Genomic DNA, 26,669 nt, shown 5'->3' with positions numbered 1-26,669 from the left:
CCGACAGAGCGGTGCGCCCAGATCAATCCACCGTCCTGAACACCGCGCGCAAGGCCTCCAGCCGCGGCGGCTTGCTGAGCAGGTGGTCCACATGGGGCGGGCACTCCCCCTCTTCCTGCATGCGCCGACCCCAGCCCGTGAGCATCACCACCGGCGTGCCGGGCGACTCGGCCTTGACGGCGGCCGCCACGGACCGGCCATCGACCTCGGGCATGCCGAGGTCGGTGATGACCACGTCGAACGCCTGCGCCGACAGCGCCGCCTTGAACGCCGCGATGCCCTCGCTGCCCCCGGCCGCCGTGACCACCGTGTGTCCTTCAGCGGCCAGGGTGTCGGACAAGGAACGCAGCAGCAGGGGATCGTCGTCCACCAGCAGGATCTTCAGCACCCGTCGCCGGGCGGGTGCGGGAATCGGCGCTGCGTCGATCGGGGCTGGCTCGGCGTGCGCGGCAAAGTCCAGGCAGATCGTGGTGCCCTCGCCTGGCGCGCTCTCGATGGTGATCTCGGCGCCGTGGCGCTGCATGCTGCCGTAGACCATGGCCAGGCCAAGCCCGGAGCCGCGCTGGCCCTTGGTGGTGAAGAACGGCTCCAGGCAGCGCCGTTGCGTCTCGGTGTCCATGCCGATGCCGGTGTCGATCACTTCCAGTCGCACCCGCAGCGCTCCGTCGGCGAGCACCACACGCCGCGTGCGCAGCGTGAGCGTGCCGCCCTCGGGCATGGCGTCCACCGCATTGAGCACGAGGTTGGTCACCGCGTCGCGGATCTCGCCTTCCATGACGAAGACCGGGGACAACAGGTCGCCCAGGTCGAGTTCGATGTCAACCGAGATGCCCGCTTGCTGGGGCATGTCGCGCCAACGCGCGCGCGTGAGGTCGAGCACCTGCCTGACGAGCTGGTTGAGGTCCACCGCGCGACGCCGCACGCCGGCATCGCCGGGCCGGTAGAAATCGCGCATGCGCGCCACGGTTTCGGCCACGTCGTCGATGGCGATCTGCACCGTCAGCAGCTGGGCACGTCCACGCTCGCTCAACGCCGGTTCGTTGGCCAGCAGCGATTCGGTATAGAGCACCACCGGCGAGATGGCGTTGTTGATGTCGTGCGCGATGCCGCTGGCCATTTGCCCCAGCACGCGCAGCCGCTCCTGCTGCAGCACCGCCTGCTGCGCTTCGCTGAGCTCGTCGTAGGCCCGCTGCAACGACCGGTGCAGCCGGGCCTGGTTGGCGGCCAGCGCCACGTGCTCGGCGAGCTGGCGCATGAACTCGCATTCACCGCTGTCAAAACCGTGGCTCTGCGCGCGCGCGGCCACCAGCACGCCCAACACCTCGCCCTGCGCATGCAGGGGCGCAAACACCGCCGAGCCCATGCCGGTGTGTGCCAGCCGCTGGAGCCAGGCAAACGGGGTGTCGGCCAGCACCGGCTCGTGCACGAGTTCGCCGCTCGCGCAACGCGCCAGACCGCTGCCCGCCAGGGGCAGCACATCGCCCTCGCGCAGCCCGATCACCTGTCCACGCTCGGTGGCTTGCGCACTCAGGTGGGCGACGGTGAAGGCCTGGGTCGTCAGGTCGAACAGCAGGGCCGCCGAGAACACGGTCGAAAACCGGGATTCGATGTTGTCGCAGACCACGCGAAAGATGCGGTCCAGGTCGAGGCGTTCGTCGGTGGCGCGAACGATGTGGTTGAGCAGCTCGGTGCGCGAGAGCTGCAACTGCAGCCGGGCCTCGGCCTCGACGCGCTCGGTGACGTCCTGCACGGTGCCTCCGATCGACACCATCGCACCACTGGCGTCGCGCCGCGGTTCGTCGATGTTTTCCTCGTACCAGCGGACCTCTCCACCGGGCTGGACACAACGGTAGGTCCAGCGCCGCGAGGTGCCGTCCCGAAGGCATTCGGTCATCGTTCGCAGGTAGTCGGCACGGTCGTCCGGGTGGATGCGGTCCATGGTCTGCTCCACGCTGGGCGGGCCGTCGGCGGGATCGCGACCCGTCAGGGCATAGAGGTTGGCCGACCACACGGCCGAATGGTCCTGGGCCAGGCGTTCCCAACTGCCCATGCGGGCCAGCGACTGCGAACGCGCCAGGCTGGCCTGCGAAGCCTGCACCGCCATCAGCGCCTGCGCGCGCTGCTGCTCCAGCGCCACCTGGTCGGTGATGTCCATCGCCACCACCAGCTCGGCATCGCGACCGTTGTAGTTCAGGCTCTGGGTGGTGATGTCCACCGCGATGGACGTGCCGTTCTTGCGCAAATGCACCCAGGTACCCACGCGCTCACGGCCATCGGGCGACGCCACGGGCGCGCGGCTGCGCAGGCGATGCCTTTCACTCTCGGGGCGGATGTCGTCGATGGACAGTGCCAGGAACTCCTCGCGGCTGTAGCCGTACTGTTCAATGGCCGCGTTGTTCACTTCGAGGAACGCCCGGGTGGCGCGATCGAACACCCACATCGGGTGCGGATTGCCCAGGAACAGCAACTGGAAGCCGCCGCGCAGCCGGGCTTCCTTCTGCTCGGCCAGCTTGCGCTGGGTGATGTCGCGCTCGGTCGCCACCCAATGGGTGAAACGGCCTGTGCCGTCGGTGATCGGCACCATGTCGAGCTCCAGCCAGAACTCGCTGCCGTCCTTGCGGTAGTTGATCAACTCCTCGCGAACCGGCTCCCGGTGCTCGATGCTGCGGCGGATGCGATCGAGCGCATCGGGATCGGTCATGGGGCCGTGCAGCATGCCCGGGGTCTGTCCGATCGCCTCCGCCGCGCTGTAACCGGTCAGGCGCTCAAACGCCTGGTTGACATACAGGATGCGCGGACCCAGCCCATCGGACGACTCGACCCCGGTGATCAGCACGATGTCGTTGACCCGCGCCACGCACGTCTCCAGCAGCTTGAGCCGGGCCTCGCGCGCGTGGCGTTCCTGGGCTTTCTGCAACTGGTCCAGCGCCGCCGACAGGCTCCCGCCAATGGCCGTCAGCAACTGGCTCTCTTCCTGCAGGAAGTACATCGGCTCATCGGCCATGAGCACCAAGGCCAGGGGCAACTGCCCCTGCGACGCGATGGGCACCACCGCCAACGCCTTGAAACCACGGTGCAACGCCGTGGCAGCCCAGCGGCCCATGCTGGCGTCATTGGCTATGTCGTTGGACACCACCAGCTGCAAGGTGCGCAACGCGGTGGGCACGGGGGAAGCGTAGGTGTCCACCTCCACCGCCGCGCGGTTGAGCAGGTCGGTGTAGCCGTCATCCGCGCCCGCACTCATCAGCGCCGTCATGGTGCGCTTCTGCGGGTCCATGCTGGCCACCCAGGCCATGCGAAGCTCGCCCTGCTCCACCGCGATGTCGCACACGCGCTGGAGCAGGCTGTCCCTGGAGTCCGCCGAGACGATGGCCGCGTTGATCTGGCTCTGCACCTGGTACATGCGCCGCAGCCGGTGCTGCTCGGTGATGTCTTGCATGGCGCCGGCGAACACCACCGGCTCGCCGGCTTCGTTGCGTTCCACGAAGGCAAAACTGTCGACCCAGCGCACACCCCGGTCGGTGCGCACGATGCGGTACTGGTGGCGCAGCGCTTTGCCACCCTGGAGCAGGCTGTCGCGCTGCGCCATCACCCGATCCATGTCGTCGGGATGGATCATGTACTGGAACATCTCGGCAGTGACCGGCCCCATGGCGGGATCCAGTCCGAACAGCTCGTAGACGGTGTCGGAGGCGCTGTACTGCCGGGTCTTGAGATCGAACTGGTAGAAGCCCACGCGGGCGATCTGCTGCGCCTTGATCAGTTGGGCCTGGTTTTGGGTGAGCTCGCGCAGCATGGCGTCCAGCCCGCTTTCAAGCTCGGCGAATTCGCGGCCCGTTGCAGCCGGCAAAGGCCCGGCCAGCGGCTGGTTTCGAGCGGCCGCACGCATGCGCGCCAGCAGATGCGACACCGGGCGTGCGATGTGTCGCAGGCCCAGTTGCCAGGCCAGCACCAAGCCCACCAGCGCGGCCAGAGCCATCACGGCGAGTTGCAGTTGCAATTGGCGGGTGGTCGAGGCGAGCACATCGTTGCGCTGTCCACCCGCGATGACGAACAGCCCATCACCACCCAGGCCATCGATCGGAACCAACTCGTACAACCAGTCGATGCCCTGGGCATCGCGCAGATCGAGGCTGCCCGTTGTCCTGGCGAGCACAGCCGCTCGCAGACCGTCGTGTTCGATGGTGGTGCCGATGCGATCCGGGCCGGTCCGGCTGGACGCGAGCAGCGTGCCTGCCGCATCGGTGATGTCCACGTGAATGGAACCCGGCAGCGGCAGGGATTGCAGCTTCTGCGCGGAGGGCGACAGATCCACCGTGGTGAAGGCCACACCCACGAATGCGTTGCCATCGTCGAACACCGGCATGCCGAAGCCGAGCTGGCGCTTGCCCGAAACCCGCCCGATCAGGTATTCGCCCATGGAGAACTTCCGCTCACGGACCGTGTTGCGGAAGTAGGCGCGGTCGGCCACGTTGATGCGCTGCCGGCCCTCATTGGCCAGGCATTGAACGTCGCCCTGCAGGTCGACCACACCGATGTTGCCGTAGCCCGGCGTGGCGGCCGAGACGTTGCGCAGGAACTCGTAGCAGAGCTCGCGCAGGTCGTTTCGGCGCACCGAGGGACCGGCCGCCACCGTGGCCAGGATCTGGCGCACCCCTTCGATGACTTGCTCCTGGTTGGCTGCGGCCAGCACCCCCACGGCCCTGATTTCCTGGCGTCCGCGCTGCACGGCAGCGTGGCTGGTGCTGCTGTAGCCGACCCACAGCATGACCAGACCCGGCAGGATCGCCACGACCACCAACATGAGCAGCAGGCTGCGGATTCCCCTCTTGTGACGCAAGGCGTTGCCCCTGTTGAATAACCAGAAATAAATCACCGTTTGCCGCTGATCCGCATGCTCGCACAAACGCGGTAGGTGGTAGGGTATGCGTCAAGGTCCGATCGTGAAAAAACCCCACATGTGGCAATGACCTGCCGCTGATCGACAACTGGCACCCCACCATGCCAATCCGCAGTTCCGCCCAGCACCGTCCACGCCCACGTTTGCTCGTGGTGGACGACGAAGCTCCCCAGCAACGCGCGCTCTGCGAAATCCTGGTCGATCAGGGCTATGAGGTCGAGGGCTGCACCGATCCGCTGGTCGCCCTGAGCAAGCTCGACCAGTCCACCTTTGAACTTCTGCTCACCGACCTGCAGATGCCGGGCATGGACGGCATCGAGCTGACCCGACGGGCCCAGGCAGTGGCGCCCGACATGGTGATCGTGCTCATGACGGCGCACGGCAGCATCGGCAGCGTGGTGGACGCCATGAAGAACGGCGCCATCGACTACGTGCAGAAACCCTTTCGCATCAGCGGCATCGTGCCCGCCGTGGAGCGTGCACTCGAGGTGCAGCGCCTGCGGGTGAACAACCGCCGGCTCGAAGCCGAGGTGTCTCAACAGCTGAAGGAGCTGGTGGCGGTCAACCAGGAGCTTGACGCGTTTGCCGCCCGGCTCGCGCACGACCTGCGCGGACCGCTGGTCAACATGCGCAGCATCCTGGAGCTGACCTTGCAGGACTCGGGCGATCAGCTCGACGCGCAGCAGGCCGAGATGGTGCGCCTGGGCGTGCAGTCGGGCGACCTGGCGCTGCGCATGGTGCGCGACCTGCTCGATTTCGCCCGCCTGGGCAACCAGCCACTCACCATGGCACCGCTGCAACTGGACGATGTCCTGAAGGCGGCGCTGACCACGGTGCAACCGTCCAGCGCCAACCGCGTCATCGAATGGAGCATCGACCCGCTGCCGGCCATCAACGGGCATGCGGGCCTGTTGCAGCAGGCGTTCGTCAATCTGCTGGGCAATGCGATCAAGTACACCTCGGCGCGCGACGTGGCGCACATCAGCGTGACGGCGCAGGTGCTCCCCGGTGGCGGCCACCAGATCGTGTTTGCCGACGACGGCGCGGGCTTCGACCCCCGGCAGTCGGACCAGCTCTTCAAGCCGTTTCGTCGCCTGCACACGGCCGACGAGTTCGTGGGCGAGGGCATGGGCCTGGCCAATGTGCGGCGCATCGTCGAGCGCCACGGTGGCACGGTGATGGCACGCGGGCGGCTGGGCGAAGGCGCCAGCTTCACCATCGTGCTGCCGGCCACTTAGGGCGATGATGGGCGGCATGACGCCCCTGTTGAACGCCCGACAAACCGCCGACGCCCTGCCCTACCCGGCACTGGCCGACGACATCGAAGCCCTGCTGCGCGACCCCACCGTGGTGGTGCCGCCGCGCACCGTGCAACCCCTGGCCGGTGGTGGCAGCCTGTTCGTGATGCCCGCCGCCGATGCGCGCGTGGCCATCACCAAGCTCATCACCTTCATTCCCGACAACGCCACACGCGATCTGCCCGCGATCCAGGGCGACATCGTGGTGTTCGATGCCCTCACCGGCCAGCGCACCGCCCTGCTCGATGGTCCGACCGTGACGGCGCGGCGCACGGCGGCGGTGTCGCTGCTGGCCGCGCGGCTGCTGGCGCCGCGCACCGACGGGCCTTTGCTCATCGTCGGCGCAGGCGTGCAGGGCCGTGCGCACCTGGAGGCCTTTCAGGCCGGGCTGGGCGTGCGGGAGGTGTGGGTGGCCTCACGCAGTGCGGCGAGCGCCGACGCGCTGGTGCAGCATGCGCGCAGCCTCGGCATGAACGCCGGCCACGTGATGGATGCCGACGCCGCCCTGGCCGATTGCCCGCTGGTGGTGAGCTGCACCTCGGCGCAGGCCGTGGCCCTGCGCGCGCGGCCTCGCACGGACGCCTTCGTGGCGGCGGTGGGTGCCTTCACACCGCGCATGGTGGAGTGGGCACCCGAGGTCTGCCGCTGGCTCGCCGCCGAAGGCCTGCTGGTGGTGGACACGCGCGACGCCGACCACGAGGCCGGCGACCTCTTGCAGGCCGGCATCGACGTGCCCGCACTGGCCACGCTGGCCGACGTGGTGCGCGAGCCGCCCACGCATCGGCGCAACGGGCCGGTGTTCTTCAAGAGCTGCGGCTGGGCGGGCTGGGACCTGGCCGCGGCGCGCTGCGTGTTGAGCGGCCAGGCGCCTCGGCGGTGACCGTCAGCGGTAGGTCGCCAGGTGGATGCTGGTCTCGGTGCTCTGGATGCCCTTGATCAGGCGGATGCGCTCCAGCACCTGCGAGAGTTCGGTCATGGAGCCGGCGCTGAGCTCGGCCAGCAAGTCCCAGCGGCCGTTGGTGTCGTGCAGCGCGGCCACGCCGGGCTCGCCCAGCAGGCTGGCGATCACCGCGCGCGTCTGGTTGCCGTCCACCAGCACCGCCATCCAGGCGCGGATGCGCTCGGGCTCGGCCTCGGGCCGCAGGCGCACCGTGTAGCCCACGATCAGCTGCTGGTCTTCGAGTTTGCGGATGCGGTTGGTGACGGTGCCGCGCGAGACCTTGAGGCGGTGCGCCAGCTCGGCCACCGTGGCGCGCGCGTTCTGGCGCAGTTGGGCAATCAGGGCCTGGTCAATGTCGTCCATGCTGATCATTTTGCCATTCATGACTGACTTTTTGCTGCATTTACTCTGAATATGGCAAGTTCTTGCCGATTCACATTGCCACACGGCTGCGGGACACTGTCTGGCATGACCTCGAGCACCACCATGAACCCCGCACACACCCTGTTTCTGAGCGCACCCGCTGCCGCCGACCTCATCAACCGCCACGGCATCCCGCAGACCCTGCGCGGCATGCGCGACGCCATCGTTGAAGACTTCGCGCGCTGGGCCGATTTCGACAAATCGGCCCGCGTGGCCAACCACAGTGCCGACGGCGTGATCGAGCTCATGCCGATCGCCGACGACACGCTCTACAGCTTCAAGTACGTCAACGGCCACCCGAAAAACACCCGCCTGGGCCTGTCCACCGTGATGGCCTTTGGCGTGCTGGCCGACGTGGCCACCGGCACCCCGCTGCTGCTGTCCGAACTCACGCTCACCACCGCGCTGCGCACCGCCGCCACCTCGGCCTTGGCCGCTCAGACGCTGGCCCGGCCCGACAGCCGTGTGATGGCGCTCATCGGCAACGGCGCTCAGAGCGAATTCCAGGCGCTGGCCTTCCAGCACCTGGTGGGCATCACCACGCTGCGCGTGTTCGACGTGGACCAAGACGCCACCGCCAAGCTGGTGGCCAACCTGGCCGGCAGCGGCCTGGCCATCGTGGTGTGCGACAGCACCGCCGAGGCCGTGCGCGGTGCCGACATCGTGACCACCATCACCGCCGACAAGACCAACGCCACCATCATCACGCCCGAGATGCTCGAGCCCGGCATGCACATCAACGGCGTGGGCGGCGACTGCCCCGGCAAGACCGAGCTGCACGCCGAGGTGCTGCGGCGTGCCAGCGTGTTCGTGGAGTACACGCCGCAAACGCGGGTGGAAGGCGACATCCAGCAGATGCCGGCCGACTTCGCCGTGACCGAACTGCACGACGTGCTGGCCGGCCGCCAGAGCGGCCGCACCCACGCCGGGCAGATCACCGTGTTCGACTCGGTCGGCTTCGCGCTGGAGGACTACTCCGCCCTGCGCTTCATGCACGCCCTGGCGATCGAACAAGGCATGGGCACCACGGTATCGCTGATCCCCGATCTGGCGGACCCGAAGAACCTGTTTGGCGCGCTGCGCCCTCAGGTGGCTGCGGCCGCGCTGCGCCTGGTGGCATGAGCGCGCCGGGTAGTCCAGTGAGCCACCTGGATCGCGGGCAGCGGCTCAGACCCGCGCGAGCTTGCGTTGGCGGCGCGCCAGCGCGATGCCCAACAGTCCCAACGCCAGCAGGCTGAGCGAGATCGGCTCGGGCACCTCGGCTCGCAGGAACGGCGTCACGTCGGCAAAGGTTTCACCCCAGCGCAGTTCGTCGAAGGCACCCGGAAGATGGCCAGCGCCGGAGAACGTGAACTGGGTGATGGCGCCATGGTGGGTCACGAACAGGTCGGAGGCGGCCACGGACAGAGCGGCGTTCGACGCGATGGGCTCGATCGAATCGGTCGGATCCAGGTACAGGGTCAACACGTCTGCGTCGATGGGGTTGAAGTCAAACCGCAACACCACGAGATGCACGCCCGCCAGCGCTTCCAACGTCAACCCACCACCATCCACCAGCATGGATTCGGTGCCGCTGACGGTGGTCACCGCCAGCGTCAACTCGTTGACCCCTGAAAAGTGGTTCACGAAGAGGTCCACCGCGAGGAACGAATCGCCCACACCGCCGTTCCACATCTCGTAGCCGCGCTTGCCGAAGTCCGTCGCGGCATCCGTGCCCTGGGTACCGAAATCGATCAGGAAACTTTGGTAGAGGGTGAGTGGGTCCAGGCCACCCCCCAGCCCACCGGCAATCGGTCGGCCGGTGCGCCCGAAGGTGCAGCAACTGAACTGCACGGTTTCCTGTATCTGGCCGCCGCTGGAAGGGAACAGCGGGTAGGACAGACTGCCGATGTCCTTCACCACCTGCGCATCACCACCGCTCTGCACCCAGGCGCCTGAATAGAAAGCGGTCGGGCCGGTGGCCGGGTTCTGGCCACCCAGCGGGTTGGTGCCAGCCACCTCGTCGCCGGCCACGTAGTCCGCCGGCCCGGCGCCCACCGCGAACGGGTCGTACACCAGCAGGGCGGCGCTCGCGGAAGAGATGAAGAAGGGGGAAATGGTGATGGCAACCGCGGCGGCGAGGGCGGCGGTGCGGCGCAACAGGTGGAATCGCAACATGGGAAAGCCTCCATCAGTGGTTCCCCGGTGCGGGGGCTCGAGCGCCTGCAAGAGATGTGCCGCAACATGCACCGCGGCCAAAATCAAGCACTTGCGCGCGCCAACCCTCAGCCCGACGGGGGCATGTGTAAACGAAGCTGACACCACCGCTTCATGAACCTGTCAAGCGGATCGCCTGAACGTAAGCCACTGGATCAGCAGTGCAGCGCCGAAGGCCAGACCGAACGCCGCCGGCGCGCCCAGCGGGATGAGCGCCACTGCGAGCACGAAGCAGAACACCACGAACGCGTACAGGCCCTTGACCAGGCCGGCGAGCAGGTGGATGGCACCCTGGCCGCCCCAGGCGATGTGCGAGAACACACCCAGCACCATGCCCATCACCGGGAAGATCGTGAGCATGCCGCTGCCCACGGGACCCAGCTCGCCGGCGGACAAGGTGACCGTGGTGACGAGCGCGCCAGCCGCTGCGCAGCGCACCGGCAATTCCCAACGCGACACGGCGCGCCCCGGGTTGACGAAAGCCACCTTGGGCAAACGGCGCGCGGCCATCGGAAGGCCGAGCAGCGCCATGGCCAGCGCCACCCAGGGCGAAGGATGCAGGGTCACGAGCACCCAGCCCACCAGCACGAACGCCAGCACGCCCGCCGCGGCACACACGAACCACCGGTACCGCAAGGCCATCCAGGCGTAGGTGACACCGAAGGCGACGTTGCCCAGCACCGCCATCAAGGTCACGTGGGCGGCCTGCGCCGCAAAGGCCGCGCCCTGGTCCAGCGCAATGAAGAGCAAGGTGGGGCCGGCCACCACGGGAAAGCCCGAGAGCCAGCCCGCCATGGCCGGGCCCCAGCGGCGCCCGGCCAGCGTGATCAGCGCAACGAGGCCGGGAACGAGGAAGAGTTTGAGCAGCAGCACCAGGGGCAGGCGTTCGCAACGGCTTCAGGGCAGCGGTGGCCGCTGCCCAGCGCCGTCAGCGCTGGCCGATCCGCACGTCGCCGAAGATGGGTGCGTGCCCGTGGGGCAGGCAGCGCAGCAGCTGCCGCGGTGGCACCACGGTGCCGCCCACCTGCGCCGCGGCGCGCCAGGGCCAGCGCGGATCGTGCAGGAAGCCGCGCGCCAGTGCCACGATGTCGGCCTGCCCGTCGTGCACGATCCGCTCGGCGTGCGCGGGGTCGGTGATGAGGCCGACGGTGACCACCGGGATCGTCACCGTGGCCTTGACCTCGGCCGCGAAGCGCACCTGGTATCCCGGCCCGATCGGGATCTTCTGCTGGTGCGACAGACCCCCGGACGAGATGTCGAGGAACGCACAACCGCAGGCCTCCAGCCGGCGCGCCAGCTCCACCGTCTGCGCGATGTCCCAGCCGCCCTCGGCCCAGTCCGTGGCCGACAGGCGCACGCCCACCGGCATGTCGGGGCCGGCCGCGTCCAGCACGGCCTGGAACACCTCCAGCGCCAGCCGCATGCGGTTCTCCAGCGAGCCGCCATAACGGTCGGCGCGCTGGTTGGCCAGCGGCGACATGAACTGGTGCAGCAGGTAGCCGTGGGCCATGTGGATTTCGATGGCGTCGAAGCCGATCGCACGCGCGCGGCGCGCGGCCTGCGCGAACGCGTCGATCGCGTGGCGGATGTCGTCCTCGGTCATCGCGTGCGGGGGCGGCTCGTCGGGCTTCTGCGCCACGGCCGAGGGTCCGTGCGGCAGCCAGCCGCCGTCGACCGGTGCGATGAGCGATCCACCTTCCCACGGCGTGCGACTGGACGCCTTGCGCCCGGCGTGCGAGAGCTGCAGCGCCAGCGGGATGCGGGAGATCGCGCGCACCGCATCGACCAGCCGTTGCAGCTGGGCCTGGTTGTCGTCGTTGTACAGACCCAGGCAACCGGGCGTGATGCGGGCCTCGGGGCTGACCCCGGTGGCTTCAACGCACAACAGGCCCGCACCCGACATGGCCAGGCTGCCGAGGTGGCCGAAGTGCCAGGCGACGGGGTTGCCGTCGACCGCGCAGTACTGGCACATGGGGGAAATCATGATCCGGTTGGGCAGGGTCAGGCGACCGAGCTGCAACGGCGTGAAGAGGTTGGAGGGTTCGGACATGGTGTGCAGGCAACGTGGTGGGTCAGGCGCCCTGCAGGGCGGCCTCGATGGCCAGGCTGATCGAGAGCAGGCGCTGGTCGTGCAGGCGCGGCGCGGCCAGCATCAGGCCCACCGGCGCGTCACCCGGGCGGTGGCACGGCAGGGAAATGGCGCAGCCGTCGAGGAAGTTGATCAGCGTGGGGTTGCGCAGGATCAGCAGGTTGGTCTGCGTGTACACCTCGTCGCTGGCGGCGGTCTCGGCAAGCTTGGGCGCGATCACCGGCACCGTGGGCATCACCAGCGCATCGTGGTCGGCCATCTGCGCCTGCACCTCGGCGATCCAGGCGGTGCGCGCGTTCAGCACGTCGATGTAGTCGGCCGCCGACATGGCCTGGCCGCGCTGGATGCGCGAGGACACGCGCGGGTCGTAGCGCGGACCGCTGGACGCCAGCAACTCGCGGTGCCAGGCCCAGGCCTCGGCCGCCACCAGCCCGCCCTTGGCGTTGATGGTGGCCAGGCGCGCGAACGCGGGCACGGCCAGCTCCTGCACCACGGCGCCTTGCGCCGAGAGGCGCGCGAGGGCCCGCTCGAAGCTGTGGGCCACTGGCGCGTCCACACCATCCATCACCAGCGTGCTGGGCACCGCCAGGCGCAAGCCTTTCAACGACGCCGGGCGCAACACCGCGGGCGCGTCGCCACTGAGGATGGCATCGAGCTGCGCGCAGCAGGCCACGCTGGGGGCGATGGCCCCGATCGAGTCGAGGCTGGTGGACAGGGGCAGCGCACCTTGCGCGGACACCCGGCTGGCCGTGGGCTTGAAACCGACCAGGCCACACAGCGCGGCAGGAATGCGCAGCGACCCCCCGGTGTCGGAGCCCAGGCCCGCGAGCGCCATGCCGTCGGCCACAGACACCGCCGCGCCGGATGACGAACCACCCGGGATGCGGCCGGTCGCGCGGTCCCAGGGGTTGAGCGGCGTGCCGAAGTGGGGGTTGATGCCCAGGCCGGAGAACGCGAACTCGGTCATGTTCGTGCGGCCCACGATCACGGCGCCGGCCGCCTTGAGACGTTGCACCGCCACCGCGTCTTCCGTGGCCGCCGGGTGGCCCTGCAACGCCACCGAGCCGGCCTGCGTGGTGTCGCCCGCCACGTCGAACAGGTCCTTGATGGAAATCGGCAAGCCCTCGATGCCCGAGCGGGCCTGGCCCGCGGCCAGCAGCATGTCGGAGATCACCGCCGACTGGCGTGCCGCCTGCGCGTAGACGCGGGTGAAGGCGCGTGCCCCCTCTCCCTGGGGAGAAGCGATGCGCTCAAGCGCCTGCTCCACGAGCTCATGCGAACGGGTGGCGCCCTCGCGCAAGGCTGACGCGCAGTGACTCAGGGTGACGATGGGGTGCATGGCGGTCTCCGGGGTTCAGGCCACTTCGGGCAGGACTTCAACAGCGTAACGGTGCTTGAGGCTGCGTCCGCTGCGGGGATCGAACAGCTCCATGATGAAGGCGGTCGACGGCCGGATGCCGCCGATGGCGCCGACCGTGCCGCAGCTCATGGCCACGCCTTCGGGCAATGCGGCAGCACCGCCCAGATAACCCGCGATCAAGTCGGAGGGCGTGCGCAGTGCGCTCAGGGCCCCTTCCTGGTACAGCACCTCGGCGCCGTTTTCTTCGATGAAGGAGCGGATCACCAGCTCGTCCCAGTGCCCGGCCACATCGGCGAAGCGCCAGGCCGTGGTGCCCACGGGCTTCACGCAGAGCTGCTTGGACAGCGCCACGCTGTGCGACTCCAGCTTGCGGTCGGTGTGGTCCGAAGTCAGGCTGACATACATCTCGCCGTCAACCGTGAAGACCAGGGTCTCCACCTCGCCCGAGGAGTGCGGGCCCACCGCCTGGATGCCGGGTGCCTGGCTGAGCTGGTTCGCGGCCACGCGGTAATACAGCGGCACGGCGCTGGGGCGCGGCACGCCGATCAGTGCCAGTTCTTCGATGTGGTGTTCGATGGCGTCCCGGTCGCGACCGGCCCAGCCGGCCACGATGAAGGTGTGCACGTCGGTGCTGAGGGTGCGCGAGGCACTGCCTGCGTCAAGCTGGAAAGAGAGCTTCATGTGAAACCTGGAATGAATGGATGAAAGAGAAGCGTGCGGGCGTCAACCGAAGACGCGCGGCAGCCAGAGGGCAATGTCGGGGAAGACGGCGAGCAAGGCGACCATGACGAACAGCGCCGCCACGAAGGGCAGGCTGCCCACGATCACGGCGTTCATGGAACCGCTCTTGCGGATGCTGTGCACCACAAAGAGGTTCATGCCCACCGGCGGCGTGATGAGGGCGGTCTCCACCATCAGGATGATCAGGATGCCCAGCCAGATCGGATCGAAGCCGAGCGCGATCATCACGGGCGCCACGATGGGGATGGTCACGATCATCATGGACAGGGTCTCCATGAAGCAGCCCAGCACCACATAGAACAGCACCACGACCAGAATCATCATGCCGGGCGACAGGCCCAGACCACCAATGCTTTTGGTGAGCGCGTCGGTGAGGCCGGTGGCGCTCATCACGAAGTTGAGGAAGCCCGCGGCGATCACGATCAGCATGATCATGGCGGTGGACTTCATCGTGCCTTCGAGTGCGTCGCGCAGCATGCGGATCGACAGCTTGCGCGAGAACGCCGCCAGCACCAGCGCACCCACCACCCCCAGCGCGGCGGCTTCGGTGGGCGTGGCCAACCCGGCGTAGATCGAGCCCACCACCAGGAAGAAGATGCCCAGCGGCGGCAACAGGTGCTGCAGGCTGCGGAATCGTTCACCCCAGCTGGCCCGCACCGGCCGGCCACCCCACGCGGGTTTGACCACGCAGGCCAGGATCACCACCAGCATGAACAGGCCGGCCAGCAACAGGCCGGGGATGATGCCCGCCAGGTACAGCTTGGGCACCGACGAGTTGGTCAGCACGCCGTAGATCACCAGGTTGATCGAGGGCGGGATCAGGATGCCCAGCGTGCCGCCGGCGGCGATGCTGCCCAGGAACAGCGGCTCGTTGTAGCCGTGGCGTTTGATCTGCGGCACCGACACCGTGCCCACCGTGGCCGCGGTGGCCACGCTGGAGCCCGAGGTGGCGGCGAACAGGGTCGAGGCACCGATGTTGGCGTGCATCAGGCCGCCCGGCAGCCAGGAAAGCCACAGCGCCATGGCGCCGTACATGCGCTCGGCAAAACCGGCGCGCAGCAGGATTTCGCCCAGCATGATGAACATGGGAATGGCCACCAGCAGGAATTCGTTGCTCGAACTCCAGGCCAGTTCGCCCATGGCGCGGCTCAGCGGCAGCATGGAGAACAGCGGGTCGAGGATGAGGCCCAGCACGCCGAGCGCGGCCGCCACCGGAATGCTCAAGCCGATGAGCACCAGCAGGATGAGGACGGCGGTGGCGATCATGAACGTTCTCCCTGGATGATGCGTTCGCCTTCGAGGGCGCCCTCTTCGGCTTCCTCTTTGGCGGAGACGACGCCGCACAACGCCTTCACCGTGGCCAGGTCACCCGTGACCATGGCCACCGAGGCCCGGGTCAGCATGAGCGCGAGCACCACACACATCCACACCATGCCCAGCACCCACAAACCTTGCGGAATCCACAGCGGTGTGGCCAGCGGCGTGTTGGCCGCGGCGTTGCGCACGAACGACGTCTCGGCGACCGAATACGCGTGCCAGGTGAGGAACACCATGAACACGCCCAGGGCCACCAGCGAGAGCCAGTCGAGGAACGCCGAGACGCGCACCGGCAGGCGCTCGTAGATCACGTCCACGCGCACGTTGGCCCGCTGCAGCACCACGAAGGCCAGCGCCCACGAGGTGCTGATCGCAAACACGTAGCTGGAGATTTCGTCGGCACCACCGACGGTGATGTTGAAGAACTTGCGCACCAGGATGTCGTAGGCGATGAGGAAGACCGCGGCCAGCGTGAGCGCGCCGCCCGCCCAGACGGCGGCCCGGGAAAAGGTCTCGGCCAGCCGCAGCGTGCGGCCCAGCCAGGGCAGAGGTTGGGAAGGTTTCATGGTGATTCCGGTGAATGCCAGGCGTGACCAGCGATCCCGGACGGCCCACCGGGACGCCCGAGGTCGGCGGTCAGCGTGCTTACTTGCGGGCGGTCAGACCCAGGCTTTTACCGATGGTGGCGTTGAAGTCGCTCACGCACTGGGCGGAGCAGCGTGCAGCCCACTTGGGCAGCACGGTGTCCTGCATGGTCTTCTTGAGCAGGGCGCGATCGGCCTCCGAGGGCTGGACCAACACCATCTTGCCCTTGACCGCCTGCGTGCAGGCGGCGGCACCGGAGTTGCAGTCGTAGCCAAGCTGGGTCTGGGCTGCGGCGCCGTTCCACATCGAGTCGATCATCTTGTCGATGTTGGTCTGCAGGAAGGTCTGCACCTTGGGGTCCAGGCGGTTCCAGGCCTTCTGGTTCACCGCGTGGATCTGCGGATTCCAGTTGATGGGCAATGCCACCAGATGGGTGGACACCTCGTACCACTTGGCCGAGTAGCCCGACATGGAGCCGGTGATGGCGCAGTCGACCACCTTGTTCTGCATCGCCGGCACGACTTCACCAAACGCCATGGTGACGCTGGTGCCGCCCAGGGCTTCGATCAGCTCGGCCTGGGTGCGGCTGCTGGTGCGCACTTTTTTGCCCTTGAGATCGGCCAGACCTTTCATGTCGGCATTGCAGAACAGCACCTGCGCCGGGTAGGGCGAGAGACCCAGCAGCTTCACGCCGTTGGCGCCGCCGTACAGCTTTTCATAGACGGGCTCGAACGCGGCCACCACCTGGCGCTGCGTCTTGGCGTCGGTGGTGAGACCGGCCAGGTCCACCGCTTCGTTGATCGGGTCGTCGCTGGCGAAGTACGACAGCGTGGCGGTGCCGAACTCGACCACGCCTTGCGACATCAGGCGCAGCAGCTCGGGGCCTTTGAGGCCCATTTCGTTGAAGCCTTTGATCTCGGCCGTGACCTGGCCACCCGACAAGGCGGGCACCGTGGTGGTCCAGAACGGCTTCTCGAAATCGTTGTAGGGGGCGAGGTTGCTCAGGCCACCGACGATCTTGAGCTGGGTCTTGGGCAGCTCTTGTGCATAGACATTGCACAGACTGGCAGCGGCGAACAGTGCGGAAGCAACGGACAGGTTTTTCATCAAGAACTCCGGTGAGGTGGGGGGAAGGAAACAGGAAAGGAAAAGAGGGAGCGGGGAAAGGCGTGGGCTGTCGTCATGACCAATCGGCAAGACTGCGCGGGAAATCCAGCAGGCATTCGTTGTGGTTCTCGTGCACAAGCACCATTTCGCCGATGGCAGCGCCACCAGTACCGGCGAGAAAGACGTTGGGGTGGAGCTCCAGAAGCATGCCGGGCCGGGTCGGCGTTCGGCTGAGCTGACGTTCTGACGATGCAGCTCCGAACCATTGGGGAAAGCACGGCGTGGCATGCGCTTCCTCGTATGAATGACCAAGTCCGTGTCCGTATCGAAAACACGTGGATTCGAGAGCGCCGCGGGCAGGCAGCAACGATTGCATGGCCGCTTCAACATTCTCCAATGGCGACCCGCAGCGCAAGCCCTTGAGCCCGGCAACCAGGGCCGCCTCGATCGCCTCGTGCAAACACCGGATCGCGGCGCTCGGCTCGCCCATGTGGCCCATTCGTATGCCGTGGCCCCAATGTCCGTCCACCGTCAGCATGACGCCAAACAACACCTGATCATTGGCCTGAGGAATGCGCAGGCATTCTTCCTTCCAGTAGCGTGGATAGTCGGCCATTGGCGCCACTGTCAACCAGGTACGGCAGTGGTCAGCGCCCAGCTTGTGCGCGCGGTGCGCCATCTCGGCCTGGATGCGCCAGGCAGGTTGACCCGTTCGCAGCTCCTGCCGCAGCGCGCCGAAAAGTTGGTCACAGATACCGGCCGCCCGGCGGTGCGCTGCCTGTTGCACGGGATCCAGCTCACATCGGACTCCATCCAGCCACGAATCCATGGATCTGGTTTCACAGGAAGGAGCCAGAGCCGCCTGCAGGCCTGCCCAAGCGGCTTGCGGCATTTCATCAACGCCCACGGTCGCGACACTGCGCGCTGACCCGAGCAGGTGCTTCACATGCGCCCCCCACGTGGCGGGTGATGCGTCAATAACCACCAGATCAGGGTGTCGCAGGCGGGCGAGCGGCACCAAAAATGGACTTCCCACCAACAAAGCGCACGCTGTTTTGGTGCACACCAGCAATGAAGTGGCGTCGTGTCCATCCCAGTGGGTCAGATACCTCAATGCACCGTGAGAGCGGGTGCCACTGCCCAAGCTGCTGCCGTGCCCGAACACAACGAAACCCTGCAAACCCAGCATCTGCGCGTGCGCCAACAAGCGTTCACGGCGTTCGCGGCAGACGGCGAGGTGCGCCTCGGGGGCAAATGTGGCTTCAGTGTTCATTCGGTTTGGACATTCTCTGGATCAGGATACTGCCACTCTTGTGAAATTTCACATCAGTATTAACACTATGTCTAGCGAATTTCATGCCAGGTTTTGTCTTGCGCTACAGTGTTTCCCTTTTGCTAGGACACGCTTTGCCAGTCTCTTCGCGCGCCCGCGTCTCACAGAAACCACCCGCTGCGGACTTGTCTCAAAACGAGCAGGCCTATGCGCGGCTGCAAGAGCGGTTGACCACACTGAAGTACAAGCCGGGCGACTACTTGAACACTGCGGTGCTGATGAACGATCTGGCTCTCGGACGCACGCCAATCAACCACGCGCTGCACCGACTGTCAAACGAGGGCCTTGTTCAAATCATCCCGCGCAAAGGCGTGATGGTCTCTCCGTTGTCCATCGACGACGCACTCGACTTGATCACTGTGCGATCGGTTAATGAAGCGCTGTGCGTGCGCCTGACAGCAGCCCGGATCACGCTGGCCGAACTGAACTCGATCCGTGGCTTGGCCGCACAGTTCGACTCAGCGGTTGCAGAGCGCGACATGACGCGCATCATGAATTGCGACCGCCTCTTCCACGAGGCCATCGCAGAGGTCTCGCGCAATCAGGTCCTGATCGAGATACTCAAGGTGTTGCACGCTCGATCGCAACGCTTCTGGGCCATATCCCTGGCCATGCCGGACCACCTGAGCGAAGTGCAGGACGAGCACCGGGCCATCCTGAAGGCACTGACCGATGGCGACGCAGCCGCCGCCGAAGCGGCCGTGCAGGAGCACGTGATGTCGTTCCAGCGCGCTCTGCTGCGCACACGCTGAGGGCGCGGGGTTCAGGTCGTCTGCGCCTGCACCCACTGCACGAACGCCACCACCGGCGCCCGCGCCCGGTCGGTGGCGCGCACGCTCAGAAAGTGCACCGGCCGCACGATCTTGCGCAGGCTGCGCTCACCCAGCACCACCAACTCGCCGCGCTCGATCTCGCGCGCCGCCAGGCGCGTGCTCTCCAGCGCCACGCCCATGCCGTCGACCGCGGCGGCAATCGCCATGGCCGCGCGGTCGAACGATGGCCGGGGGCGCACGGGCAGCTCCAGACCGTTGAGCTCAAACCACTCGGCCCAGCCGACCGGGCTGAGCTGCGAGTCGATGAGCGACAGGCGCCGGATTGCCTGGGCGGGGCGCTCCCTGGCCACCAGCAAGGCGGGGGACACCAGGGGTGCGATGCGCTCGTCACCGAGGGAGATCACATCCAGCCCGGGCTTGTGGCGAGCCACACCGTAAGACAGCGCCACATCGATGTCGCGCACCACGCCCAGGTCCACCGGGTCGGCGCCGGTGGTCAGGCGGATGTTGATCAAGGGGTGCCGCGCCAGGAACGAGGGCAGGTGCGGGCCGAGCCACTTGAGCGCCAGGCTGGGCGCGCAATGCACCGCCAGCACCTCGTCGTGCATGGGCAGTTGCACCTCGGCGCAGGTGGCCTCCAGCGCGTCGAACAATCGGCCCAGGCTCTCGAACAGGCGGCGGCCCTCCAGCGTGGTCTGCACCTGGCGGTGGCGGCGCTCGAACAGCGCGCGCCCGAAGTGCCGCTCCAGGTCGCGGATCTGGTGGCTGATGGCCGAGGCGGTGAGGTGCAGCTCAAGCGCTGCCAGCGCAAAACTCTGCAGGCGCGCGGCGGCCTCGAAGGTGCGCAACCGCGCCAGCGGTGGAAGATTTCTCATGCAATGGGCTTTCAGATGAAACTGGCTCATGCTTCCATGAGCATTCATCGTTTGTCAATGCAAGCGCCCTGGCCCACCATGGCGGCTCATCACCACCCGAGGAGACACCATGTCCGCCGTGCTTGAAAAGCTCTCGATGCCGGGCCAGAAGGAATACCGGCACGACCCGCTGACCGACCTCAAGGTCTCGATCTACCAGCCCGACCAGCCCGGCCTGATCTACCCCGGCATCCCCACGTTCGACAACGTGGCGCAGGAGCGCCAGTACCTGAAAGAGCGCCTGGCGGGTGCCTGCCGCGCGTTTGCGCGCCAGGGCTTCGACTACGGCTTCGCCGGCCACCTGACCATCCGCGATCCCGAGCACCCGCACCTGTACTGGACCAACCCGATGGCGGTGCATTTCGCGCAGGTGAAGGTGTCCAACCTGATCCTGGTGGACCACCAGGGCCAGGTGGTGGAAGGTCGCCACGCGGTCAACCGCGCCGGCTTCGTGCTGCACGCGGCGGTGCACGAGGCGCACCCCGACATCATCGCCATGTGCCACGCGCACACGGTTCACGGCACGGCGTTCGCCTCACTGGGCCAGCCGCTGCAGCCGATCTCGCAGGACGCGGCCGCGTTCTTCGAGGACCACGTGGTGATTGGTGACGAAGCCGGCCAGGTGGCGGTGGAGGTGAAGGCCGGCCTGAAAGTGGCCGACTGGTTCAAGGGCGTGAAGGCCGCGATCCATCAGAACCACGGCCTGTTCACCGCGAGCCGCCACAGCATCGAGGCCGCGGCGTTCTGGTTCATCGCACTCGAGCGCTGCTGCCAGCAGCAACTGGCCGTGATGGCCACCGGTGCGACCCCGCGCCTGGTGCCCGCCGAGCGCGCGCGCTACAGCCGCGAACACGTGGGCAGCGAGTACATCGGCTGGCTGCACTTCCAGGCCATCTGGAACGACCTGGTGCGCAGCGAGCCCGACCTGTTCGACTGAAGCGGCGCCAGCGGCGCGACGTTCAGCGCTGGCCGTGGGCGGCCTTGGCGGCCTTGATGCAGGCGTCCTTGGCATCACCGGACATGGCATCGCATTTTTCAGCCGCTGCCTTGTACTTGGCCTCGTTGACTTCCTCTTTGCTGTCGGCACGGGCCTCGGCCGTGGCCTTCGAGGCTTTGGCGGCGGCGAGAGCGGCCACGTGCGCTGCCTTCGCTTCCTTGTTGCACACGTCCTTGGCGTTGCCGTTCAGGTCGTCGCAGCGCTCCTTGGCCACCTCGTAAATGCCATCGGCCTTGACGGTCTGAACCTTGATGCCATCGGCCGGCTTGCCGCTGACGCTGAACTCCAGCTCGGCGCGCGCGTTGTTTTCCTTGGCCTTGGCCTCTTCCATGCAGATGTCCTTGGCATTGGCCTTGAGGCTGTCGCATGCGGCCTTCGCGGCCTTGTAGTCCGCGCTGATCGTGGTCTTGGCGGCAGCGTATTCGGCCTTGGTGGGTGGGGCGGCCTGTGCGGCCAGCGGAGCCCACAGACAAGCGCTGACCAACAGCACGGCGCGAGAATGGGAAGTGGTTTTCATGGGGAGCCCTTTCAATGTTGACGGAGTTGCGTGGAGCGGCGCCAGGCCGCTTGAGGGATCCACGTCCACAGCATCGGCCAGCCAGCGCGTGGGGTCTGTTCGGTTTCGAACGTTGCCCAACGCACACAAGCCAGCAACGCGCGTGACAAGCGCGCTCACACGCACGGCGTAGCATCGGGCGCCATGCCCCACACCCCTGCCGACCCCAGCCTGATCGACTCGCGCGTGGCCGTGCGTCGCCTGCTCACCACCCTCGCGCTGGTCACGCTGGGCAACAGCGGCATGTACGTGGTGGCGGTGGTGCTGCCCGCGGTGCAGGCCGAGTTCGGCGTGGGCCGGGCCGACGCTGCCCTGCCCTACACGCTCATGATGATCTGCCTGGGGATCGGCGGCCTGTTCACCGGCAAACTGGCCGACCGCCACGGCATCACGCCGGTGCTGCGCGTGGGCGCGGTGGCGGTGGCGGGTGGCTTCATCTGGGCGGCCTGGTCGGGCAGCATCTGGACCTTTGGCCTGGCGCACGGGCTGCTGCTGGGCATGCTGGGCAGCTCGTCCACCTTTGCACCCTTGCTGGCCGACACCGCGCTGTGGTGGAACAAGCGGCGTGGCATGGCGGTGGCCATTGCGGCCAGCGGCAACTACGTGGCCGGCACCGTGTGGCCACCCCTGGTGCAGTGGGGCATATCGACCATCGGCTGGCGCCAGACCTACGTGATCCTGGGCGTGGTGTGCGGCACCGGCATCTTTCTGCTGGCCAACCTCATGCGCCAGCGCCCACCGCTGGTGGTGACCGCACCGGTGAGCGTGGGTGAAGCAGCGCCCGACACCAGCCGCCCGTTCGGCCTGAGCCCGAACCACGCGATGGCCCTGCTGTGCGTGGCCGGCGTGGGCTGCTGCGTGGCCATGTCGATGCCGCAGGTGCACATCGTGGCCTATTGCACCGACCTGGGCTTTGGCGCGGCGCGCGGCGCCGAGATGCTGTCCCTCATGCTGTTCTGCGGCATCGCCAGCCGGCTCCTTTCGGGCTGGATCTGCGACCGCATCGGCGGCATCCGAACGCTGCTGCTGGGCTCGGCCCTGCAGTGTGTCGCGCTGCTGCTGTTCCTGCCGTTCGACGGCCTGGTCTCGCTCTACCTGATTGCCGCACTGTTCGGCCTGTTCCAGGGCGGCATCGTGCCCTCGTACGCCATCATCGTGCGCGAGTATTTCCCGCCCAAAGAAGCCGGCGCGCGGGTGGGCGCGGTGATCATGGCCACGCTGGTGGGCATGGCGCTGGGCGGCTGGATGTCGGGCTGGGTGTTCGACCTGACCGGCAGCTACCACGCGGCCTTCCTCAACGGCATCGCCTTCAACCTGCTCAACATGAGCATCGCGCTGTGGCTCTACTTCCGGGTGCGCCGCATCACCCGCGCGCAGCTGGCCGGCGCTTGATCACGGCGGCCTTGCCCGGCTGCGCGCCCTGACGGCGCACGCCGTCCAGCAACTCCAGGAAACGCCGCGCCGCCACCCCCAGCGGCTGTGCCTTCGCCCAGACCGCGTCCACCCACAGCGGCATGGCGTTGCTGAAGTTCTCCAGCGGAATCTCCACCAGTTGCCCGGCCGCCAGCGGCGCGCGCACAAAACCCTGCGGCAACCACGCCCAGCCCAGCCCGGCGATCACCAGCCCCATGGCGGCCACCGGGGTGTCGGTGCGCCACTGGTGGCGCGACATCACGATGCGCTCGTCCACGTCCACCGAATGCCGGCCGGCCACGATGATCTGCCGCTCCACGGCCAGGTCGTCCTCGCGCACGCCACGCGTGGCCTTGCGCCCGCGCAGCATCGGATGGGTGGGCGCCACCACCGCCACCAGAATCTCGCGCCCCACCTCCTGAAAGCCCTCGCGCGCATCGAGACTGGCGCGCTCGAACACCAGGGCCACGTGGGCCCGCCCGCTGTGCAACATGCCCAGGGCGTCGGTTTGCGGTGCCGCCAGCACCTCCACCTCCAGCAGCGGGTGTTCGGCCGACAGCTGCACCAGCGCCGCGCTCCACGGCGTGGCCGCCAGCAGCTCCGGCGCCACCGCGATGGTCAGGCAGGGCTCCAGCCCCTGGGTGAGCGAGAGCGCGTGCGTGTCCAGTTTGAGCAACTGCTCCGCCAGCATGCGCGCCTGCGGCACCAGGGCCGTTGCCTGCGGCGTGGGACGCGGCTCGCGGCCGCTGCGGTCAAACAGCACCAGGTTCAGGTCGGCTTCCAGATGGCCGATCGCCATGCTCACCGCGGACGGCACCTTGCCCAGCGAGCGCGCCGCGGCCGAAAAGGAGCCGTGGTCCAGCACCGCCAGAAACACCTTGAGGGATTCGAAGTCAAATTTCATCTGTCAGTTCTCCTGATAGAAGCTGACTTTTAGTATCAATCAGAACGACATACAGTGCGGCCATTGAAACAACGGAGACGAGCTGTGCAGGGAATCTGGAGACGCGTGGTGTACATCAGCCTGTATGAAGTGGTGGCCATCGCACTCGCTGGCTGGGGCTTGATGCTCATGTCGGGCCACAGCTTGCTGGACAGCGGGACGCTGGCCATCGCCACCTCGTCCGTGGCGGTCGTCTGGAACCTCGTCTTCAACACCTTCTTTGAACGGTGGGAGGCCCGCCAGGCCACCACCGGACGCAGCGTGAAACGGCGGGTGCTGCACGCGGTGAGCTTCGAGGTCGGCCTGGTCGCCATGCTGGTGCCCCTGATCGCCTGGTGGCTGGGCGTGAGCCTGTGGCAGGCGCTGGTGATGGACATGGCCCTGGTGGTCTTCTTCCTCGTCTACACCTTCGCCTTCAACTGGGCCTTCGACGAAGTGTTCGGTCTGCCGGCCTCGGCCACGAAAGGCATGGCGATCCAGGCACCTTGATGCCTCGCGCTCAGCGCACCGATCGGGCCATCTCGGTGGCCAGCGCGCCCAGCGTGCGCAAGGCCGCGTCCACACGACCGTCGCCCGGGTGCCCGACATTGAGGCGCAGGTGGTGGGTGAAACGCCGGTCGGCTGAAAACAGCGCGCCGGGCGCCGTGCTGATGGACTGCGCGCGGGCCCGGTGGTGCAGCACGAGGGCGTCCACCGAAGGTGGCAGTTCGAGCCAGATGAAGTAGCCACCCTCGGGCCGTGTGGTGCGCGTGCCGGGCGGAAAGTGCCGCTCGATCAGCCGCAGCGCGTGCTTGCGCTGCGCCGACAGGGACTCGCGCAGGCGCCTGAGGTGGCGGTCGTAACCGCCCTGGGCCAGGTAGTCCGCCAGCGCCAGCTGGGTCGGCAGGGCGCTGGCCAAGGAGGTCGTCATCTTCAGCCGCTCCACCTGCGATGCGTACCGCCCCGCGGCGGCCCAGCCCACCCGGTAGCCGGGCGCCAGGCACTTGGAGAACGACGAGCAGTGCAGCACGCCGCCGCTCTGGTCATACGCCTTGGCCGGTGGCGGGCGCAGCGAGCCCGCATACAACTCGCCATACACGTCGTCCTCGATCAGCGGCACGCGGTGGCGCGCGAGCAGGTCGACCAGCGCCTGCTTGCGGACCGGCGACATCAGCGCGCCCAGCGGGTTCTGAAAGCTCGGCATGAACCAGCAGGCGGCCACCGGATGCCGATCCAGCAGCCCGCTCAAGGCCTCCAGGTCCACACCGTCTCGCGGGTCGGTGGCCACCTCCACGGCCTTGAGGTGCAGGCGCTCCAGCGCCTGCAAGGCGGCATAGAACGTGGGCGATTCGACCACCACCACATCCCCCGGCCGGGTGACCGCCTGCAGGCAGAGGTTGAGCGCTTCCATCGCGCCGTTGGTGATGATGAGCTCGTTGTCCGCCAGCGCCATGCCCTGCAAGGCGCAGCGCCGGCGCAAGGCCTGGCGCAGCCCTTCGTCGCCAGCGGTGAGCGCACCGGTGATCTGGGCCGGGTTGAGGCCGCGCATGGCGCGCGCACCGCAGCGGGCCAGCTCGTCGAAGGGAAACAGGTGCGCGGCCGGAAACGCCGAGCCGAGCGGCACCACATCGGCGTCGCGCGTGGACCCCAGCAGATCGAACACCAGCTCGCTGATGGCCACCGGCGTGGCCTCGCTGCGCGGCGCGGCCACCTGGGGGCCGCCCCGCACGGCGCGGCGCGTGGCCCGCACATAAAACCCGGAGCGCGCCCGCGCCTCGACCAGGCCCTCGGCCTCCAGCTGGCCATAGGCCTGGAACACGGTGGACGGGCTCATGCCGCGCTGCTGGCGGGTCTCGCGCACCGAGGGCAGGCGCTCGCCCGGGCGCAACACGCCCCCGCGGATGGCCGCGGCCAGTTCGTCGGCCAGTTGCTGGTACCGGGGCACGCGAAAGCTGTTCATCGGATCGCACCATCTGATCTGGTCATTTTTCAATTCATCTGAGTCTTGCAGATCAGATGAATTGTGTGAGGATACCCACATGCTTCCCATCCCAGCCCTGATCGCCCTGCTGCTCGCCACGTGCATCCCGTGGGGCGCCGCCGCACAACCCGCCCCCCGTTTTGAAGACACCCTGGCCCAGCGGGTGCAGGCCTGCGCCAGTTGCCACGGCCAGCAGGGCCGCGCGCGCCCCGACGGCTACTACCCCCGCATCGCCGGCAAGCCGGCGGGCTACCTGTACAACCAGCTCAAGCATTTCCAGAGCGGCCAGCGCCGACACGCGCTGATGGCGCGCATGGTCGATCCGCTGAGCGACGCCTACCTGTGGGAGATCGCGCACCACTTCGCATCGCTGGACCTGCCTCACGCGCCGGCCTTGCCTGCGCGCGCGCCGGCCGCCGTGCTGCAGCGGGGCGAGCAGCTCGCGCTGCGCGGCGATGCATCGCGGCAGGTGCCCGCCTGCACCGCCTGCCACGGGGCGGCACTCACCGGCGCGCAGCCCGCAGCACCCGGGCTGCTGGGCCTGCCCCCGGACTACATCAACGCGCAGCTCGGCGCCTGGCACAACGGCACCCGCCAGGCCCAGTCGCCCGACTGCATGGCCACCATCGCGCGCCGCTTGCCGGTGCAGGACGTGGCCGCCGTGAGCGCCTGGCTGGCCGCGCAACCGGTGCCGCCGTCCGCCGCGCCGGTGGCATCCACCGGCACCCAGCCACCCCTGGAGTGCGGCAGCTTCACGCCACCCGTGGCACCGGCCTCGGTGAAGGCGGTGCGGCCATGAGCGCGCCGGGCCGCTCCCAAGCGCT

The 26,669-nt window shown here is 67.8% G+C and carries 23 protein-coding genes; 8 read left to right on the top strand and 15 right to left on the bottom strand.

Annotated elements, in window-relative coordinates:
* Positions 1-22 precede the first annotated feature (22 nt).
* Positions 23-4,804, bottom strand: coding sequence for a PAS domain S-box protein (locus V6M63_RS22290; protein ID WP_332745474.1), 4,782 nt, complete (start codon positions 4,802-4,804; stop codon positions 23-25).
* A 197-nt stretch (positions 4,805-5,001) separates the two neighbouring features.
* Here V6M63_RS22290 and V6M63_RS22285 point away from each other — a divergent pair, with 197 nt between their 5' ends.
* Both V6M63_RS22285 and V6M63_RS22280 read left to right on the top strand, forming a co-directional pair.
* Entirely contained in the window at positions 5,002-6,138 is a 1,137-nt protein-coding gene (locus tag V6M63_RS22285) for a sensor histidine kinase (protein WP_332745473.1), read from the top strand.
* A 16-nt stretch (positions 6,139-6,154) separates the two neighbouring features.
* A complete protein-coding gene (locus tag V6M63_RS22280; RefSeq protein ID WP_332745470.1) occupies positions 6,155-7,078 on the top strand; it encodes a delta(1)-pyrroline-2-carboxylate reductase family protein in 924 nt (307 codons plus the stop codon).
* Positions 7,079-7,081: 3 nt separating this feature from the next.
* Here V6M63_RS22280 and V6M63_RS22275 read toward each other — a convergent pair whose 3' ends face one another.
* On the bottom strand, positions 7,082-7,501 hold the full coding sequence (locus tag V6M63_RS22275) for an Lrp/AsnC family transcriptional regulator (RefSeq protein ID WP_332745468.1): 420 nt from the start codon (positions 7,499-7,501) through the stop codon (positions 7,082-7,084).
* Positions 7,502-7,606: 105 nt separating this feature from the next.
* Between V6M63_RS22275 and V6M63_RS22270 the strand changes: the two genes are divergently transcribed.
* Positions 7,607-8,683: an ornithine cyclodeaminase gene (locus tag V6M63_RS22270; protein ID WP_332745466.1), complete on the top strand. Its 1,077-nt coding sequence runs from the start codon at positions 7,607-7,609 to the stop codon at positions 8,681-8,683.
* Between the two features lie 45 nt (positions 8,684-8,728).
* Here the strand turns inward: V6M63_RS22270 and V6M63_RS22265 are convergent, their stop codons facing one another.
* The 9 genes from V6M63_RS22265 to V6M63_RS22225 form a co-directional block, all read right to left on the bottom strand.
* Positions 8,729-9,718, bottom strand: coding sequence for a PEP-CTERM sorting domain-containing protein (locus tag V6M63_RS22265; RefSeq protein WP_332745464.1), 990 nt, complete (start codon positions 9,716-9,718; stop codon positions 8,729-8,731).
* Positions 9,719-9,880: 162 nt separating this feature from the next.
* Positions 9,881-10,630, bottom strand: coding sequence for a hypothetical protein (locus tag V6M63_RS22260; protein WP_332745462.1), 750 nt, complete (start codon positions 10,628-10,630; stop codon positions 9,881-9,883).
* A gap of 55 nt (positions 10,631-10,685) precedes the next feature.
* A complete protein-coding gene (locus V6M63_RS22255) occupies positions 10,686-11,807 on the bottom strand; it encodes an NADH:flavin oxidoreductase/NADH oxidase (protein WP_332745460.1) in 1,122 nt (373 codons plus the stop codon).
* A gap of 22 nt (positions 11,808-11,829) precedes the next feature.
* Positions 11,830-13,185 carry an amidase gene (locus tag V6M63_RS22250; RefSeq protein ID WP_332745458.1) on the bottom strand — a complete coding sequence of 452 codons (1,356 nt, stop codon included), beginning with the start codon at positions 13,183-13,185 and terminating at the stop codon, positions 11,830-11,832.
* A 15-nt stretch (positions 13,186-13,200) separates the two neighbouring features.
* A complete protein-coding gene (locus V6M63_RS22245) occupies positions 13,201-13,887 on the bottom strand; it encodes a DUF2848 domain-containing protein (protein WP_332745456.1) in 687 nt (228 codons plus the stop codon).
* Between the two features lie 42 nt (positions 13,888-13,929).
* Positions 13,930-15,213, bottom strand: coding sequence for a TRAP transporter large permease (locus tag V6M63_RS22240; protein WP_332745454.1), 1,284 nt, complete (start codon positions 15,211-15,213; stop codon positions 13,930-13,932).
* Positions 15,210-15,830 (bottom strand): TRAP transporter small permease subunit, encoded by a 621-nt coding sequence (locus V6M63_RS22235; protein WP_332745453.1) that lies wholly within the window; start codon positions 15,828-15,830, stop codon positions 15,210-15,212. Before V6M63_RS22235 ends, V6M63_RS22240 begins: the two co-directional genes overlap by 4 nt.
* 79 nt (positions 15,831-15,909) lie before the next feature.
* On the bottom strand, positions 15,910-16,956 hold the full coding sequence (locus tag V6M63_RS22230) for a TRAP transporter substrate-binding protein (RefSeq protein WP_332745451.1): 1,047 nt from the start codon (positions 16,954-16,956) through the stop codon (positions 15,910-15,912).
* A gap of 73 nt (positions 16,957-17,029) precedes the next feature.
* Positions 17,030-18,229, bottom strand: coding sequence for a M24 family metallopeptidase (locus tag V6M63_RS22225; RefSeq protein ID WP_332745449.1), 1,200 nt, complete (start codon positions 18,227-18,229; stop codon positions 17,030-17,032).
* A gap of 83 nt (positions 18,230-18,312) precedes the next feature.
* Between V6M63_RS22225 and V6M63_RS22220 the strand changes: the two genes are divergently transcribed.
* A complete protein-coding gene (locus V6M63_RS22220; protein ID WP_332745448.1) occupies positions 18,313-19,041 on the top strand; it encodes a GntR family transcriptional regulator in 729 nt (242 codons plus the stop codon).
* Positions 19,042-19,052: 11 nt separating this feature from the next.
* Here the strand turns inward: V6M63_RS22220 and V6M63_RS22215 are convergent, their stop codons facing one another.
* Positions 19,053-19,937, bottom strand: coding sequence for a LysR substrate-binding domain-containing protein (locus V6M63_RS22215; RefSeq protein WP_332745447.1), 885 nt, complete (start codon positions 19,935-19,937; stop codon positions 19,053-19,055).
* 136 nt (positions 19,938-20,073) lie between these two features.
* Between V6M63_RS22215 and V6M63_RS22210 the strand changes: the two genes are divergently transcribed.
* A complete protein-coding gene (locus tag V6M63_RS22210; RefSeq protein ID WP_332745577.1) occupies positions 20,074-20,913 on the top strand; it encodes a class II aldolase/adducin family protein in 840 nt (279 codons plus the stop codon).
* 22 nt (positions 20,914-20,935) lie between these two features.
* On the opposite strand, the gene V6M63_RS22205 is transcribed toward V6M63_RS22210, so the two are convergent.
* A complete protein-coding gene (locus tag V6M63_RS22205; protein ID WP_332745445.1) occupies positions 20,936-21,490 on the bottom strand; it encodes a hypothetical protein in 555 nt (184 codons plus the stop codon).
* 183 nt (positions 21,491-21,673) lie between these two features.
* Between V6M63_RS22205 and V6M63_RS22200 the strand changes: the two genes are divergently transcribed.
* Complete coding sequence (locus V6M63_RS22200; RefSeq protein ID WP_332745444.1) at positions 21,674-22,921, top strand: MFS transporter; 1,248 nt, start codon at positions 21,674-21,676, stop codon at positions 22,919-22,921.
* Here the strand turns inward: V6M63_RS22200 and V6M63_RS22195 are convergent.
* Positions 22,893-23,846, bottom strand: a complete 954-nt coding sequence (locus tag V6M63_RS22195) for a LysR family transcriptional regulator (RefSeq protein WP_332745442.1) — start codon at positions 23,844-23,846, stop codon at positions 22,893-22,895. The genes V6M63_RS22200 and V6M63_RS22195 overlap by 29 nt on opposite strands.
* 84 nt (positions 23,847-23,930) lie before the next feature.
* Here V6M63_RS22195 and V6M63_RS22190 point away from each other — a divergent pair, with 84 nt between their 5' ends.
* Entirely contained in the window at positions 23,931-24,374 is a 444-nt protein-coding gene (locus V6M63_RS22190) for a PACE efflux transporter (protein WP_332745440.1), read from the top strand.
* A gap of 10 nt (positions 24,375-24,384) precedes the next feature.
* Here the strand turns inward: V6M63_RS22190 and V6M63_RS22185 are convergent, their stop codons facing one another.
* Positions 24,385-25,824, bottom strand: coding sequence for an aminotransferase-like domain-containing protein (locus tag V6M63_RS22185; protein ID WP_332745438.1), 1,440 nt, complete (start codon positions 25,822-25,824; stop codon positions 24,385-24,387).
* Between the two features lie 79 nt (positions 25,825-25,903).
* On the opposite strand from V6M63_RS22185, the gene V6M63_RS22180 reads away from it, so the two are divergent.
* On the top strand, positions 25,904-26,644 hold the full coding sequence (locus V6M63_RS22180; RefSeq protein ID WP_332745436.1) for a c-type cytochrome: 741 nt from the start codon (positions 25,904-25,906) through the stop codon (positions 26,642-26,644).
* Positions 26,645-26,669 lie beyond the last annotated feature (25 nt).

This window comes from Hydrogenophaga sp., from assembly GCF_036675665.1.
Classification (GTDB): domain Bacteria; phylum Pseudomonadota; class Gammaproteobacteria; order Burkholderiales; family Burkholderiaceae_C; genus Hydrogenophaga.
The sequence above is the reverse complement of the archived record's forward strand: the minus strand, read 5'-3'. Positions and strand labels throughout refer to the sequence as shown.

What these genes read in the sequence shown, in the direction of transcription:
- V6M63_RS22200 (WP_332745444.1), top strand. Translation starts at nt 21,674, where the DNA reads ATGCCCCACACCCCTGCCGACCCCAGCCTGATCGACTCGCGCGTGGCC.
- V6M63_RS22195 (WP_332745442.1), bottom strand. Translation starts at nt 23,846, where the DNA reads ATGAAATTTGACTTCGAATCCCTCAAGGTGTTTCTGGCGGTGCTGGAC.
- V6M63_RS22255 (WP_332745460.1), bottom strand. Translation starts at nt 11,807, where the DNA reads ATGTCCGAACCCTCCAACCTCTTCACGCCGTTGCAGCTCGGTCGCCTG.
- V6M63_RS22245 (WP_332745456.1), bottom strand. Translation starts at nt 13,887, where the DNA reads ATGAAGCTCTCTTTCCAGCTTGACGCAGGCAGTGCCTCGCGCACCCTC.
- V6M63_RS22180 (WP_332745436.1), top strand. Translation starts at nt 25,904, where the DNA reads ATGCTTCCCATCCCAGCCCTGATCGCCCTGCTGCTCGCCACGTGCATC.
- V6M63_RS22225 (WP_332745449.1), bottom strand. Translation starts at nt 18,229, where the DNA reads ATGAACACTGAAGCCACATTTGCCCCCGAGGCGCACCTCGCCGTCTGC.
- V6M63_RS22230 (WP_332745451.1), bottom strand. Translation starts at nt 16,956, where the DNA reads ATGAAAAACCTGTCCGTTGCTTCCGCACTGTTCGCCGCTGCCAGTCTG.
- V6M63_RS22275 (WP_332745468.1), bottom strand. Translation starts at nt 7,501, where the DNA reads ATGGACGACATTGACCAGGCCCTGATTGCCCAACTGCGCCAGAACGCG.
- V6M63_RS22185 (WP_332745438.1), bottom strand. Translation starts at nt 25,824, where the DNA reads ATGAACAGCTTTCGCGTGCCCCGGTACCAGCAACTGGCCGACGAACTG.
- V6M63_RS22265 (WP_332745464.1), bottom strand. Translation starts at nt 9,718, where the DNA reads ATGTTGCGATTCCACCTGTTGCGCCGCACCGCCGCCCTCGCCGCCGCG.
- V6M63_RS22290 (WP_332745474.1), bottom strand. Translation starts at nt 4,804, where the DNA reads ATGTTGGTGGTCGTGGCGATCCTGCCGGGTCTGGTCATGCTGTGGGTC.
- V6M63_RS22250 (WP_332745458.1), bottom strand. Translation starts at nt 13,185, where the DNA reads ATGCACCCCATCGTCACCCTGAGTCACTGCGCGTCAGCCTTGCGCGAG.
- V6M63_RS22215 (WP_332745447.1), bottom strand. Translation starts at nt 19,937, where the DNA reads ATGAGAAATCTTCCACCGCTGGCGCGGTTGCGCACCTTCGAGGCCGCC.
- V6M63_RS22235 (WP_332745453.1), bottom strand. Translation starts at nt 15,830, where the DNA reads ATGAAACCTTCCCAACCTCTGCCCTGGCTGGGCCGCACGCTGCGGCTG.
- V6M63_RS22220 (WP_332745448.1), top strand. Translation starts at nt 18,313, where the DNA reads ATGCCAGGTTTTGTCTTGCGCTACAGTGTTTCCCTTTTGCTAGGACAC.
- V6M63_RS22205 (WP_332745445.1), bottom strand. Translation starts at nt 21,490, where the DNA reads ATGAAAACCACTTCCCATTCTCGCGCCGTGCTGTTGGTCAGCGCTTGT.
- V6M63_RS22280 (WP_332745470.1), top strand. Translation starts at nt 6,155, where the DNA reads ATGACGCCCCTGTTGAACGCCCGACAAACCGCCGACGCCCTGCCCTAC.
- V6M63_RS22270 (WP_332745466.1), top strand. Translation starts at nt 7,607, where the DNA reads ATGACCTCGAGCACCACCATGAACCCCGCACACACCCTGTTTCTGAGC.
- V6M63_RS22240 (WP_332745454.1), bottom strand. Translation starts at nt 15,213, where the DNA reads ATGATCGCCACCGCCGTCCTCATCCTGCTGGTGCTCATCGGCTTGAGC.
- V6M63_RS22210 (WP_332745577.1), top strand. Translation starts at nt 20,074, where the DNA reads ATGCCGGGCCAGAAGGAATACCGGCACGACCCGCTGACCGACCTCAAG.
- V6M63_RS22285 (WP_332745473.1), top strand. Translation starts at nt 5,002, where the DNA reads ATGCCAATCCGCAGTTCCGCCCAGCACCGTCCACGCCCACGTTTGCTC.